This window comes from Paenochrobactrum pullorum (assembly GCF_041929845.1).
In the GTDB taxonomy this organism is placed as follows: Bacteria; Pseudomonadota; Alphaproteobacteria; order Rhizobiales; family Rhizobiaceae; genus Paenochrobactrum; species Paenochrobactrum pullorum.
The window spans coordinates 1-13,189 of the sequence record NZ_JBHEEH010000028.1 but is presented as its reverse complement, the minus strand read 5'-3'; the positions used below and the strand labels follow the sequence as shown (position 1 = coordinate 13,189).

At 46.9% G+C, this 13,189-nt stretch carries 21 protein-coding genes, 1 tRNA gene and 1 riboswitch; of the genes, 11 read left to right on the top strand and 11 right to left on the bottom strand.

The features are described 5' to 3' along the window. Nucleotides 1-164: 164 nt before the first annotated feature. Together JNC77_RS16985 and JNC77_RS16980 are read left to right on the top strand one after the other, a co-directional pair. Nucleotides 165-656: a GFA family protein gene (locus JNC77_RS16985; protein WP_374834659.1), complete on the top strand. Its 492-nt coding sequence runs from the start codon at nt 165-167 to the stop codon at nt 654-656. A gap of 75 nt (nt 657-731) precedes the next feature. Then, nucleotides 732-881, top strand: a riboswitch (FMN riboswitch). A gap of 99 nt (nt 882-980) precedes the next feature. Then, complete coding sequence (locus tag JNC77_RS16980) at nt 981-1,895, top strand: DMT family transporter (RefSeq protein WP_374834657.1); 915 nt, start codon at nt 981-983, stop codon at nt 1,893-1,895. Between the two features lie 71 nt (nt 1,896-1,966). Here the strand turns inward: JNC77_RS16980 and sufA are convergent, their stop codons facing one another. Next, nucleotides 1,967-2,347, bottom strand: a complete 381-nt coding sequence (sufA, locus tag JNC77_RS16975) for a Fe-S cluster assembly scaffold SufA (protein ID WP_374834655.1) — start codon at nt 2,345-2,347, stop codon at nt 1,967-1,969. Between the two features lie 178 nt (nt 2,348-2,525). On the opposite strand from sufA, the gene JNC77_RS16970 reads away from it, so the two are divergent. The 8 genes from JNC77_RS16970 (at nt 2,526) to JNC77_RS16935 (ending at nt 6,460) form a co-directional block, all read left to right on the top strand. After that, nucleotides 2,526-3,113, top strand: a complete 588-nt coding sequence (locus JNC77_RS16970) for a hypothetical protein (RefSeq protein ID WP_374834653.1) — start codon at nt 2,526-2,528, stop codon at nt 3,111-3,113. Between the two features lie 157 nt (nt 3,114-3,270). Beyond that, nucleotides 3,271-3,360: transfer RNA gene (locus JNC77_RS16965), tRNA-Ser, on the top strand. A gap of 348 nt (nt 3,361-3,708) precedes the next feature. Next, a complete protein-coding gene (locus JNC77_RS16960) occupies nt 3,709-3,960 on the top strand; it encodes a hypothetical protein (protein ID WP_374834651.1) in 252 nt (83 codons plus the stop codon). An 85-nt stretch (nt 3,961-4,045) separates the two neighbouring features. Further along, nucleotides 4,046-4,297: a hypothetical protein gene (locus JNC77_RS16955; protein WP_374834649.1), complete on the top strand. Its 252-nt coding sequence runs from the start codon at nt 4,046-4,048 to the stop codon at nt 4,295-4,297. Beyond that, nucleotides 4,294-4,455 (top strand): EsV-1-7 cysteine-rich motif-containing protein, encoded by a 162-nt coding sequence (locus JNC77_RS16950; protein WP_374834647.1) that lies wholly within the window; start codon nt 4,294-4,296, stop codon nt 4,453-4,455. Before JNC77_RS16955 ends, JNC77_RS16950 begins: the two co-directional genes overlap by 4 nt. Nucleotides 4,456-4,599: 144 nt before the next feature. Beyond that, on the top strand, nt 4,600-5,172 hold the full coding sequence (locus tag JNC77_RS16945) for a PRC-barrel domain-containing protein (protein ID WP_374834645.1): 573 nt from the start codon (nt 4,600-4,602) through the stop codon (nt 5,170-5,172). Nucleotides 5,173-5,261: 89 nt separating this feature from the next. Continuing rightward, nucleotides 5,262-5,753, top strand: a complete 492-nt coding sequence (locus JNC77_RS16940) for a YciE/YciF ferroxidase family protein (RefSeq protein ID WP_374834643.1) — start codon at nt 5,262-5,264, stop codon at nt 5,751-5,753. Between the two features lie 71 nt (nt 5,754-5,824). Next, nucleotides 5,825-6,460: an SOS response-associated peptidase gene (locus JNC77_RS16935; protein ID WP_374834641.1), complete on the top strand. Its 636-nt coding sequence runs from the start codon at nt 5,825-5,827 to the stop codon at nt 6,458-6,460. Between the two features lie 30 nt (nt 6,461-6,490). Here JNC77_RS16935 and JNC77_RS16930 read toward each other — a convergent pair whose 3' ends face one another. The 9 genes from JNC77_RS16930 to JNC77_RS16890 form a co-directional block, all read right to left on the bottom strand. Further along, complete coding sequence (locus JNC77_RS16930; RefSeq protein ID WP_374834639.1) at nt 6,491-7,066, bottom strand: deoxynucleotide monophosphate kinase family protein; 576 nt, start codon at nt 7,064-7,066, stop codon at nt 6,491-6,493. Next, the gene (locus JNC77_RS16925; protein WP_374834637.1) at nt 7,063-7,503 is read right to left on the bottom strand and encodes a DUF7768 domain-containing protein; all 441 of its coding nucleotides are present in this window, start codon (nt 7,501-7,503) and stop codon (nt 7,063-7,065) included. The genes JNC77_RS16930 and JNC77_RS16925 overlap by 4 nt, the downstream gene beginning before the upstream one ends. Nucleotides 7,504-7,538: 35 nt before the next feature. Then, a complete protein-coding gene (locus JNC77_RS16920; RefSeq protein ID WP_374834635.1) occupies nt 7,539-8,501 on the bottom strand; it encodes a DUF808 domain-containing protein in 963 nt (320 codons plus the stop codon). 69 nt (nt 8,502-8,570) lie between these two features. Further along, nucleotides 8,571-9,806, bottom strand: coding sequence for an oxidoreductase (locus JNC77_RS16915; RefSeq protein WP_374834633.1), 1,236 nt, complete (start codon nt 9,804-9,806; stop codon nt 8,571-8,573). Further along, nucleotides 9,803-10,315 (bottom strand): metallophosphoesterase family protein, encoded by a 513-nt coding sequence (locus tag JNC77_RS16910; protein ID WP_374834631.1) that lies wholly within the window; start codon nt 10,313-10,315, stop codon nt 9,803-9,805. Before JNC77_RS16910 ends, JNC77_RS16915 begins: the two co-directional genes overlap by 4 nt. Nucleotides 10,316-10,324: 9 nt before the next feature. Further along, nucleotides 10,325-10,552 (bottom strand): metallophosphoesterase, encoded by a 228-nt coding sequence (locus tag JNC77_RS16905; protein ID WP_374834629.1) that lies wholly within the window; start codon nt 10,550-10,552, stop codon nt 10,325-10,327. 95 nt (nt 10,553-10,647) lie between these two features. Continuing rightward, the gene (locus tag JNC77_RS16900) at nt 10,648-10,932 is read right to left on the bottom strand and encodes a hypothetical protein (RefSeq protein WP_374834627.1); all 285 of its coding nucleotides are present in this window, start codon (nt 10,930-10,932) and stop codon (nt 10,648-10,650) included. Nucleotides 10,933-11,065: 133 nt separating this feature from the next. Next, nucleotides 11,066-11,278: a hypothetical protein gene (locus JNC77_RS16895; RefSeq protein ID WP_374834625.1), complete on the bottom strand. Its 213-nt coding sequence runs from the start codon at nt 11,276-11,278 to the stop codon at nt 11,066-11,068. Next, on the bottom strand, nt 11,275-12,018 hold the full coding sequence (locus JNC77_RS16890) for a glycoside hydrolase family 108 protein (RefSeq protein ID WP_374834623.1): 744 nt from the start codon (nt 12,016-12,018) through the stop codon (nt 11,275-11,277). Before JNC77_RS16890 ends, JNC77_RS16895 begins: the two co-directional genes overlap by 4 nt. Before the next feature lie 123 nt (nt 12,019-12,141). Between JNC77_RS16890 and JNC77_RS16885 the strand changes: the two genes are divergently transcribed. Beyond that, the gene (locus JNC77_RS16885) at nt 12,142-12,786 is read left to right on the top strand and encodes an outer membrane protein (RefSeq protein WP_374834621.1); all 645 of its coding nucleotides are present in this window, start codon (nt 12,142-12,144) and stop codon (nt 12,784-12,786) included. Between the two features lie 4 nt (nt 12,787-12,790). Here JNC77_RS16885 and JNC77_RS16880 read toward each other — a convergent pair. Beyond that, nucleotides 12,791-13,189, bottom strand: a 399-nt coding sequence (locus tag JNC77_RS16880) for a DUF4376 domain-containing protein (RefSeq protein ID WP_374834619.1), incomplete at its 5' end; no start/stop codon positions are given.

Below are 13,189 nucleotides of genomic sequence, written 5' to 3'. Positions count from 1 at the left end.
TCGGAATGGGGGCTGTCGTCAGCGCCTGTCGCATTTCTATTTTGCTGGGAACGTCGCAACTTTAACTTGCTAAAACAATATTTATAACAGGGTGGGTTCTAGTTTGAAGTGCGAAATACCAGTAAACTGTTAAGCTGATCATCATTGTTTAAAGGACATTCCTGATGAAAATGCCTCGACTACCTTTGAGCGGGCAATGTCGTTGCGGTCAAATCAAGATTGATGTGAGCGAAGCACCTATAATGACAGCAGCTTGTCATTGTACAGGCTGCCAATCCATGAGCAGTAGCGCATTCTCCTTAACCGCAATGATACCCTCGTCTGGCTTTAAAGTCACTCAGGGATATCCTGTCATCGGTGGTCTGCATGGCCCGCAACAGCATCATTATTTCTGCGATCATTGCATGACATGGATTTTTACCCGCATCGAAGGTGTGGATGCATTTGTCAATGTGCGCCCGTCCATCTTTGATGATCATACATGGTTTGTGCCATTCATAGAGACAATGACCAAAGAAAAGCTGTTTTGGGTGCAAACACCTGCCACGCATAGCTATGAAGGTTTTCCGCCTTTTGAAGATTTTGATACGCTGATCAATGAATTTGTGTCTGCACAAGAAACACAACCAGACAATTCTGGATCACGTAGTGATTGATTTCGCGCATCACATATCTTATTTCATAAGCAGCCAGATTTCAGATTATGTTAGCTGGCGTTGAGATTAATGAATTCCAGTTCTCAGGGCGGGGTGAAACTCCCCACCGGCGGTAACGAATATCAATGTTTGAAGCCCGCGAGCGCCTGACTTGTTTGGTCAGGGTCAGCAGATTCGGTGTAATTCCGAAGCCGACGGTTATAGTCCGGATGAGAGAGAGCGTGGTGTGAATGCTGCATGAGCAAACGGTTGTGAAACCGTTGGCAATTGTTGTTTTTCGACCCGTACCCTGAGGTGACAGGCTAACGAGACAGGAAAACAACGTTGAGCCCAATTACCTCTGTTAAAACCACCAGATCATCTTTTCTGGGAGCCAGTTTGATGCTGGCCGCCTGTGTGGCCTATGCCGGCGTTAATGTAGCTACCCAATGGGCTGGCACCAAAACCGGCATTCCATCCGTAATCATTGCTTTCTGGCAATATATGATCGCTTTAGTTCTGACTTTACCATTTTTAATACAAAGTGGTTTGCGCGCTCTGCGTACCAATCATCTTATGTTGCACATTTTGCGTGTAGCGCTGGCAGCGGCAGGTGTGCAAGTATGGATCTACGCCCTCACCCATGTGCCGATCTGGCAAGTTATTGCATTATCCATGACGTCGCCTTTTTTTGTAATTATGTTTGCCCGTTTCTTCTTGAAAGAAGTGGTAACACCAGCACGCCTCATCACAACTATTGTCGGCTTTACCGGTGCCATTATCATTCTTGCACCATGGTCAGACACCTATACAGCCTATGCCATGCTGCCAGTTCTAGCCGCAGCTTTATGGGCTGGCTATTCCGTGATGACCAAATATCTGACCCGCTTTGAACGTTCGGTCAGCATTTCAATCTATATGCTTGTACTGCTCTCGCCAATCAATGGTGCACTCTGGATTGCTTCAAGTGTTGGTATACCGGAAATGGCAGCCCCGACTACCGAAGTTTGGTTCATTCTAATTTTGATCGGCACCCTCACCGCCATTGCACAATATTGCCAGATCGCAGCTTATTCCGAGGCTGATGCAGTGTTTTTGCAACCATTTGATGATCTCAAGCTGCCGATCAATGTTATTCTTGGCTGGATTGTCTTTGCTGCAGTACCGGATAATAATTTCTGGTTTGGCGCAGTGCTTATCGTTGGCGCATCGCTCTATCTGGTGCGGCGGGATGCAGGAAAGCTCCCTGCTCTCAAATAAAAATTACGCTGCCGTTTTATATAAAACGGCAGCGTATTCAATAACAAATTCAATATATTATTATAATATCTTCACATAGAGCTTTGAAGTTCACGTAATTTTTCTTCCGAAACGGGTGCCAATTCGATAGATTCACCACAACCACAGGCTGATGTCTGGTTGGGATTATTGAAAACAAAACCTGTGCGCAAAGCAGTCACTTCAAAATCCATCTGCGTACCAAGCAAAAACATAACTGCTTGTGGTGCGATATAAACACGTGCACCATTATGCTCGACCAGATCATCAGTTTGCTGCGGCTCGGCAACCAAATCAATAGTGTACTCCATCCCGGCACAGCCGCCTTTTTTAACGCCGATACGGATACCATGCGCATTTTCACGCGCTTCAACTATTTCGTTCACACGACCAGCAGCAGCATCGGTCAAGGTCATGACTGCAAAACGGCCCATTTTGATCACTTTCAATTTGTACAAAAGTACTGAAACTATCAGCAAACACATCAAGAATCGTGACTTGCATCAACCATCTCTCTATTTGCCATGATTTCACTATATTTAGTATCCTACAGTGATGATCGCAAGGGATCAATTATTTGAGGCCAGATTAATGATGAGCAAGAGTTATTTCATGCACCAAAAATATGATGGCAATCTATTATGCGGGTTGATGATGGCTGCTTTCTTGGCCGGACTATCTCCTTGGCAAGCTTTTGCCAATGAACAAGAAAAGAGTAAAACATCTGAAGCCGTGGAACAGACTGAAACATTTACCGAGGATGAAAAAACACCTGAGAAATTCCCCGATTATCTGGATAATCGAAGTAATCCGGTTACGTTGATCGAATCTTATTACAATGCGATTAACCGTAAAGAATATGCCCGCGCTTATAGTTATTACTCTGAGGAAGGCCGCGACCCGCATTTTGATGATTTTACCAAAGGCTATGAAAATACAAAATCTGTTATTATTAAAACAAGAGATACAGAGCCTGATCCTGGTGCCGGACAAATTTACTGGAGTTTGCCGATTGCTATTGAGGCGGAGGATAGCGATGGCAAAAAATCTGTTTTTACCGGCTGTTATACCTTACGTATGACAAATCCTGCGATGCAGGAAGAGCCACCATTCAAGCCATTGGAAATCATGACCGGCAGCCTCACCCCCTCGCCGCTTGATCTGGAAAAGAGTGTTCCGGAAAGCTGTGATGCACCTTGAAACTTTTATTAACAGCTTCATTCAAAATATTTTTCTTTCAGTCGAATAAGCAGTTGACGTTTCTAATGTTTTGCATATAAAGGCGACATTCAACACTGCTTATTTGCCTTAAATAAGCTGATATTTGTTCACTAGGTTCAAATATAAAGTGTTTGCCGGAGGGGTGGCCGAGTGGTTTAAGGCACCGGTCTTGAAAACCGGCGTGCGGGTGACCGTACCGTGGGTTCGAATCCCACCCCCTCCGCCACAACCATTGATTTTATTGGTTTTTTTCCTACAAATCTTCATTTGACATAACTGAGAAATAAAGCGCATAGCTTTAGATATTTCTTATCTCAACTTTAAAGCATCATTATCACTGCGGATTGTAGGATCAACTGTGCAACCTAACAGTGATTGATTCCTATAGGTGTTGAGCCGTCAGCTCCACGATACTATTCAAAAACGCAGTTTCATTCCTGTCAGCCAAAGCCCTCATACATTTTGAATTTGTTGACTTATTTTGAATTCTCCACACCCCATCCTAAGGAACATATGCCTACATATTGACAAATATTCCTATCTTGTTCACACTAGAACAAAAGGAGTACGCGACATGAGCGCAAATGCACAAACAGCCGAAAAGTTCATTGTAATCCCCTATCGTAAAAATCGCCGTAACTTAGTCGCCGCAGAAATGAGGCCAACACAAACCGCAGAGAGTGCGACAAGGATTGCTGGGCTTATGGCAGAACGCTTTGCCGGCGTTGTTGCCTATGCAGTCACAGTAGACACCGAAACAGGCGATATGAATGAACCGCGCTTGCTCGCCTCATATGGCGAAGTTCCAGCACAACAAGAAGACTAAGAACCAATTCACATTTTGTAGACATGAACTTGCGCATTTTATTGCGTGAGATTGATGTAACTCGCCAAATTTTGGAATGCGCGATATGAGCTGGAAAAGCCAAATACAAGTCCGCGATCTGGAAGATGATCAGCGCTTAGAAATGATTTGTGAAAAGTGTCGCCGCCTCGTCTACATTAAGAAGGCCGACATTTGCAAGAAGGAAGGCTATGAGCAGCTTTACCTTGACGAAGTCGAGCGGCGTTCACGATGTCGCGGCAAAGGTTGTGATGGCCGTTTCCGTATGGCTATGGAGCGCCTTAAAGAGTTGAGCGGTTTTGTGGGTGGCATAGCATGAGCGATGAAAAGAAGGTCAGAACATCCAAAGGTATGGATGAGCATTGGTGCATGCATAATAACTGCAAAAAATGGGGAAGCTTCGGCTTTCAAGGACGCTATGGCCAGCTGTGGTTTTGCATGGCGCATAAAGATGAAGGCGACAAAGAGGTAAGATAGTTGTCGATTCTTTTGTATATCATCGATTTTTACCCGGCGATCACTACGTATAATCTAAAGACATCGCCGTTTCTTAAAAAAAAAGGAACGTTTACGCCTCCCGCAAGTTGAATCTAAGCAACATAATCAACGGAGGAAATTATTATGCTTAAGAAAACTCTTTTTTTAATTTCATTGTCACTGAGTTTTTGCAGCGCTGCCAACGCTCAAACCAGTGACACCACTATTCCTACGACAAGCCCAGAAAAGTCCTCTTTGCCATCTCTTAACATTAAAAATATGTTTGGTAACCCACCATCATCTACAGCATCAGAAACCAATAAAGTTGGTTTAACTGTACCAAAGGAAGGTCAATTATTAATCTCATCTTTTATTGGTCAGCCAGTTTACGAAAGTGATGAGGAGGATGCCGCCACTGTGGGGAAACTAAATGATTTAGTCACGACCGCTGAAGGACAGATTGTAGCGGCTGTTATTGGTGTAGGTGGTTTTTTAGGTATTGGAGAAAAAGATGTGGCGGTGAGCCCTGATCAATTGCAATTAGGATACTTAGGCCATGGCGATAGATGGTTAATTATTAAAGCAACCAAGGACGAACTCATGGAAGCGCCTGCATTTGACCGCGCGATGTACTTCCCAGATGGAGTAGCCGATATAGATGCGCCAACACGTCAAATGAAATTAGAAAGTAATGAAGATATTCAGGCAAAACCCTAAATCAAGGAAAAAACATCTAATAAATTAGCGGAACCTTATGCACATACTCTCCGTTTTGAAAGTGCAGTCACACATAAAGGGAGAAAATTATGCCTAAAGAAAAAACATTAGACGACCTCTTTTATGACACTTTAAAAGATATCTATTATGCAGAGCGAAAAATATTAAAAGCACTGCCCAAAATGTCAAAAGCTGCGACAGATGAAAAGCTTAAAATGGCTTTTGAAAAGCATCATGAACAAACTCAGGTGCACGTTGAGCGTTTGCAGCAAATCTTTGAAATTCTCGGAAAACGTGCGCAGGGAAAGACTTGTGACGCTATCGAGGGCATTATTTCAGAGGGTGAAGATATTATTGATGATTACAAGGGCTCCCCGGCTATTGATGCTGGTTTAATCTCGTCAGCCCAAGCCGTTGAACATTATGAAATCACTCGATACGGTACGCTGAAACGTTGGGCTAAAGAACTCGGACATAAAGATATATACGAACTGCTAGATGAAACCCTACAGGAAGAAGGTCAAACAGATAAAGACCTAACGAAGCTTGCGGATAAAAATATAAATGCAAAAGCAGCTTAATTTTATAGCCCCACTATAAAAATAGTGGGGCTATTTTCAATTAAATGTGTCTTGTCTAAAGCGAGGCAGGTATGTGCAATCTTTACAGCATCAAAACATCAGCCTCCGAAATCAAAAAGAGGCTTAAACCTACCTTTGATTTTACTAACGGCGCGTCATTTGATGAAAAGATATACCCAGATTATCCCGCTCCTGTAGTTCGCAATAATCTGGATGGTACAGAGCTTGCGTTGTGTCGATGGGGTATGCCCACCCCATCAATATATGTTAAAGGCGATGCCGACAAAGGCATTACAAATGTAAGGAATATCTCGTCTCGTCACTGGCAGCAATGGTTGACCGTTGCAAATCGCTGCTTGGTGCCAGCAACTTCTTTCAGTGAATATGCTCAAGAACCAAATCCTGAAACCGGTAAGAAGCCTCTGCACTGGTTTGCCATAGATAGATCCAAGACGCTATTTTTCTTTGCGGGTATCTGGACGGAGTGGATAGGAATTAGAAGATCGTCCGAGGGTCAGCAAAACCATGCGCTTTTTGCATTCCTCACAAGTGAACCAAATGCAGTTGTTGCCCCTATTCATCCCAAGGCAATGCCGGTTATTCTAACCGAGCCAGAGGAGCTTGAGATGTGGATGTGTGCGCCATGGGATATTGCAAAAGAATTACAGAGGCCACTGAGCAACGATAAGCTCAAAATGATAGAATAAAAGCCCCGTCCTAATCCGGCGGGGCTGTTTTTAAGACACTCGCTGAAATGATTGTAAAAGCCTTGCCAGCCTCTCATACAGCTCTGCAATGCTGCCATCATTGCTAATCACGCAATCAGGCTCGAAATCCATCGCCTCACTTACGTGACGGCCGGCAATACCGCCCCTGCCTTCAAGTCTGATAACAGTGCCACCAAGGCTACGCACGGCATCGGCCTCATTTGGAAAGCGGCAGTCGTCAACGACGATAAGACCAGATGAGGCTCTTTCCTTCCAGATATTCACCCAGAAGTTTTGCCCCATGCAATTCCTGCCCCACTCTGTGCCAAGTGTTTGCATGGCGTGACGCGGTGTATAACCATCTGCTCGTGGCGCTTCTTTTAAGTGTCCTTCAATTTCTGCTTCGCTGTAGCCGATAGCTCGAAGCATATCTTTGAGCGGGGATGCAAACTTCGTTAGTCTGTAGCCCTTTGATTGAAGATAGGCAGAAGCCGTTGACTTGCCGCTTCCAGCAAGGCCGGTAAGCGCAATGACACGCGGTGCATTGTCATTGACGGCAACATAACGGCGAAGCTCGCCGAAGGTTTCGAGGGCTAGATTGTTCATGCTGCCACCTCAGCAGAATCTAAACGACGATACTCAACCTGCACGCCATGCAACTCGGCACGAGCAATGCCTGCCTTCATGCCATCTGATATACCGTAGTCCGTATAAACCGCGCATATACCAGCTACAGGATACCATGCGAGGCCAGCCTCAATGCCCCACTTCCGTTCAAACTTGTTTCGGTCATCCAGAACTTGCGTATGCAACAGGTGACTAACAATTGGCGCTTCACCTCGTTGTAGGCTATCCAATAGACATGAGCGGGCGTAAGCTGTGTTGGCCTGAATGTCGCCAGCATACGGGGATTCGATCACGACTAAGGCAGGTGGTCGGGCATCAGGATTATTGCAATCAGGCCTAAAACCTTTATTTGGCGCACCCTCAATATGAAGGCGTGCGTCTTTATCCAGACCATCAGTCGGGCGTGTATATCTCATAGATTTCTCCTCAAGTGTGTGGTGTGGTGATATTGTTAATTCGTATTATTGGATGTTCGTTCCCATATAGGTACGAACATTTTTGAAACTGTTAGAATTAATAAAGAGCCGAGAACAAAGCCCAAGATTCCGTCAGCTAGAGCAGTGATAAACCAATTCACGCCCCCAGATAGACCGCTAGAAAGCATATCTGCAACCATGTTTGCCAAGGTTTGTATTCTGCCGAATGGCTCCTGAATACCTAACTCATGCATTCCATGTATGAAGATACTCCCACCAACCCATAGCATCGCCGCCGTGCCTATGACTGTAAGTAGCCAAAGTAATTTAGGAACAGAGCGAACAACCCACCGTCCGAATGAACGTGTCAAATCGAAACGTCCCTTTTTGACGAGTAGCACTCCAAAATCATCAAGTTTTACAATGACTGCAACAACACCATACACAAGTATAGTCACCATAATAGCAACCAGACAAAGCGTCACTAACTCGACCCACAAGGAACGGGTTTCAATCATAGACAATGCCAGGGTCATGATTTCTGCAGAAAGAATAAAATCTGTTTTTACCGCTCCTGAAACCCTGGATTCCTCAAGCACAGTAGGGTCTTTTATTTCTTCTGACTGATCATTTTCATGAGGCTTTGCAGGCATAATTTTATGCCAAATTTTCTCTGCACCTTCATAGCAAAGATACGCTCCGCCCAACATTAGCAAAACAGTCACTGCAACCGGTAAGTAATAATCCAACAGCAATAATGCTGGTATCAGGAAAGCCTTATTTCTCAAGCTACCCAAGGCAATACGCCCAATCATTGGAAGTTCACGTGAAGCTGAAATCCCAACTACATATTTAGGCGTTACTGCGGCATCGTCGATAATAACCCCTAGTGTTTTGGTGCCTGCCCTGGCCGCATTGGCAGATATATCATCAACTGATGCGGCTGCTATTTTTGTGATTGCCGCAACATCGTCCAATAAAGCCAATAAGCCGCTCATGAGAATATCTCCATTATGGCTTAAATGATTATCTAACAGACGAATTTTTTCAAGATGGCGGTTACTCTTTTACGAGCCCGTCTTCACATTATCATTTGCCGCAGCCCCCGCGACCATTTCAGGTCGCAGAGTTGCGCGTCCAACTTCACCATATTTCCGGTGATACGTAATGACTTTTGCAGACCGCCCAGATAGCCAGCCTCCACCCGCAGCGTAGGCATCAGGCGCCGCTAGTGTTTCATGGCGTTCGACATACATAAGGCCGGTCTTGCGGCCTTCATCACTGTGCAGGTGCCCTATGTGCGCATAAGCGTATTTACTACGGCCATATAACTCGCGGAAAATACCGGCCAGCGTTGCGTCAACATTATTCACGTTGCGTTTGTGGCCATGATGCATAAAGAGCGCCGTATTGCCCCACTCATAAGCGTAATAGAGCTTAGGGCTGCAATCGACGGTTACGCGAGGCTCGTTCTCATAGATAGCCGCAAGTAGCTCACGCACCCACACTGATGAGGCGGGATCATGATTGCCGGAAGCCATTACGACATGAACATGCTTATGCTTTTGCAATAGCATATCAATTATGCGCCGGATTGTGCGAATGACCACCCTTACTACTTTATGCAGACGGCTATCAGCATCTAAAACGTGCCTATGAGCAGGTGTGACGCTTTCAAGGCTGTCGTGGTGCAAAAGGTCGCCCAATTGCGCCAACACTGCCGTGTGAGCCTGTGGCGCACCAGCAATTGCAGCCGCAAACCAATCAAGCAACAATTGCTCTGCAATCCTCAAATCATAATCGGCGCCAGTTTCTTCACGATGCGCTAGCATACCGAAATGGGAATCCGTTACCGTGTATTGATTAAGCAGTTCTGATTGCACAGAGGCAGGATGGGCTGTTGGCGCTAGTCGCGGCAGTTCTTCTTTTAGCGCCTCGACCATAGCCGCAAAGGCAGCTTCCTGCTCCTCGGCGTTTTGTCCGGTCTTCACCCACTTCTGGATTGTCCGGCCTTCAGCGTCGACTAAAGCCGACACGCCTTTAACGGCATGGCCTTGCGGCAACTGGAAAGGTTCGCCAGCCTCTTTGGTCTGCTTTACCCAAGCATCGCCCTGTTTAGACGCAATGCTTTTAATGGCAAAGCCTGGAATGACCGGCGCAGTGCCAAGCAGCCCCTGCTCTGCCGCACGCTTAAGGCTGGCGTGCATTGTAGTGTAAGGCACGTTTAGCTGTCTCGCAGCCGCACGTATGCCGCCGTACTGCTGATAAGCAGCAGCGCGGGCTTTAAGGGTTTCTGGGGTCATTGGGTGGCCTTAAGCTCGTTGATAGGCGGTAGCTTAATTTCAATGGTGCTTACAGGACCTCCGGCCTTGTTATCATCAAATACACCAATGACTAAGCGACCAGTGTACCAAGCGAGAGTGTCAAGGTCGGTTCGCCCTTCATAAAGCATCGGGCCATTTTCAAACTGATGATGACCATGAACGACATGACGCTTGCCGTGTCCACCCTCATAGCCTTCAGGGTAAAGCATCCATTGCATTGTCTGCGCCGTTTGCTGGTCAAGCGGGATTGTTTCATCAACGCCGGCATGAACAAAAACGCGATGTTCATCAACGTGAATGAGAGGTAAGGATTTCAGCCACTCTATATGCTCATCTGGAACTCGTCCTAAAGCGTCGTGTAAGCCGTCGCCTTCCTTTGCCCCATACGACAAAAGCGTTGCGCCTCCACCATTTGGCACCCACCATGATGCTGCCAAACCAGTAGCGGCAAGGCAGGTCAGCATGATTTCCTCATGGTTGCCCTGCAAGCAAACCCATTACCATCGCTTTGGGTCAGAAGGACCTTGCATTAGTCGCTCGATGATAGCTGCGCTCTGTGTCCCACGGTCAACATAGTCACCGGTAAAGACGATAGTGCCGCCACTATGGCTGGATTGTTCAATACGCTCGATTGCAGCAAGCAATAGATCGTATCTCCCGTGAAGGTCGGCAATTGCAAATGTCTTGCCGATAGGCGCAACAGCGCCATGCTCTGATACAGGCATAAGTATCTCCTCTGTTTAGTGCGTGAGTGGTGTTCACACGAATGTATAGAGAGTTGAGGTCGGAAAAAGTAAAGAGCGGGAGCGAAATAAATATTTTACTGGCTTCGCGCCCTACTCGTTTTCGGCTGCATCAACCCGTCTAGGCGGTCATTGGTGCGGTCGATTTTAGCGCCGACACCATCAATAGCCTTCATGATTTGCGCGGTCTGTTCAGACATGCCGGCTTTGGTGACGTAGGTTTCAGCCGTGTGCAATTTATGAGCGGCAAGGTCTGCCCTACCTTTCTCAAGCCCATTATTTAGCTGGAACCAAAACCGGCCAATAGCGCCGAAAACCATAATCATGAACCCGACTGCCGCCATAATTTCGGCTGGCGTCATCTAACATCACCCATTCGGCGTTACCCCGCATAGTTTTTCTAATTTTGTATTTTCAGCCAATATCTGCCGCTTGGTCTCTGGTGTGTCGCTTTGGCTGGCATAAACCGGTCGCGCAATGTCACAGTAACTCCCGCTAGTCGCGCAGCCACTTACCAAGGCGAGCATCAACATCGCGGTCGCTAAGACGGCTTGTTTCATCTTCAATCTTTCTGGCTTTGTTGATGGCGCGAAGGCGCTCTTTAGTGCTGTCGGCAGCTTTGTCTGACCGGCCTTTGGCGTAAGCAGCAAAGAGGATGGCCAAGGCCGCAGCTATTGCTACGACCCAGCCTTTAATGCGGGAAATCATGCCGCCCCCATCTCAGCCTTAACAAGATGCCACACTCCATAACCGATGGCCGCTATAATCAATAAAGCCAGCGCCCACTGTACCGGCCCTGCCCCTGTTGCTAATCCACCAATTGTGGCAAGCAAGCCGCTAAGCGGCCCCCATGCCTCTGGCTTTTTTAGGGTTTCAGCTAATGACCTGTCAGCAGGATTGGCTATTGCGGTGGGTTCCGTTGCCTTAGCTATATCGCCGGCTATCATCTTGCGAGCGTTGGCCTGCACGTCGTTTACACGCTTTTCCCAGCCTTTGCCAAAACTTGACCAAGTTTTGAGAGACCGCATAAATCGCAGTCGCTCTGCGCCATAAGCGGCAATCAAGTCGCCTTTATAACTGTGTACTGCTGAGACAGTTTGCCCACCTACAATGCCGTCAATCGTACTCCCAACAACGCGCTGTAAAGATTTGATAGCCTGAGCGGGGCCACTATTAACCCCATAGTCAAACGCCATGTAATCAATGCCAACTGGCAGCAAATCGCCACCAGCCTGCGTCCAATATGAACGTCGATAGATCTCCGCGGCTTCTGTTTTCGTTAGCGCTTGAACCTGTGCCGCAGAGACTGACCTGATCCCACGATGTGCGGCTAATGTCTTATGCGTGATGCCGTATTTAGTTGGACCGCCTGGGTCACTCGGGTTGTTAACATAGCCGCCCTCGTGCCCGAACATTAGATCGAGGGCTATTGGTAATGTCTTACGCATGGGCCACACCAAAAGGCGCACGCCTCGCATATGCGAAGAATGTTGTGTTGTTCATGGGGGATTCCTGTGTGTTGCCTAAATATTAATTAGGCGCTAGCTTCCAAACTGAAGCGGGGGAAACTTATGAAATACTTTGCTATTGCATTTACATTGCTAGCATCCACATCAGCGCAAGCTGCCGACCTTAATGCGCAACCCTACAACTGGTCAGGTGCTTACATCGGGATTCAGGCTGGTGGGCGCTGGGCTGAGGAGAAAACCGAAGGTATGGGGCCGAGAGGTCCCGTCACAACAAGTATAAAGCCAAGCGGCGGCCTGATTGGAGGCTATGCTGGGTATAATCATAAAATTGGCAGTTTCGTCGTGGGCGCGGAAATTGGCGCAGCATTCAATGCCGTGTCTGCCGATTGGAATATGTCCTTCACCGACTATCGTGACAAAGCAAAAGCACTAATCAGTGTAAATGCCCGCCTCGGCTATGCCTTTGACCGCACATTGGTTTACGCAACTGGAGGTTGGGCGCACGCAAAGTACAGCAGGTCATTCCGTTCAGATGACAGTGGTATCGGCTTTCTAAACTATGATGAATCTTTCAAACGCAACGGCTACAATCTAGGCGCAGGTGCGGAGTATGCATTAACTGATAATGTCATAGCGCGTGCCGAGTATCGCTATCACGACTTTGGCAGGAAGACCTATTACGGCGACGCCGGACAAGCAAAATATAAACAACAAACGGCTGTTTTAGGCATGACTTATAAGTTTTAGGGTGCTAAATTAGGGTCACTAAGCACTCTCTATTCCAATATTGATCATCAGCAAAATCGGCTGGAATTTCAGCCATATCTTTTAGCGCGCGAGCTGAAAAAATCATCGCCTGCTTGTGCGCCATTGCGGCTTGCCCAAAGGCAAACATCGTCTGCGCATCCATCAGATGCAGCGTATTGTCTTCTGCAATCCATTGAAAATCAGCATCACCACCATGCCAGCGGTAATCTTTGGCTGCTGCACCGGCTGAGATTGCAGCAAGTGCGGCCACAGCGGCACCGGCAATGTTTTCACGATCCTGTGATCTGCTTTGATAGAACACACCCTGAAACGTAAAACCGCCATTGATACGGCGGTCGCGTTCAATATCTATTAAGCCTTCCAGCTGCTTTCGGTGTTCTTC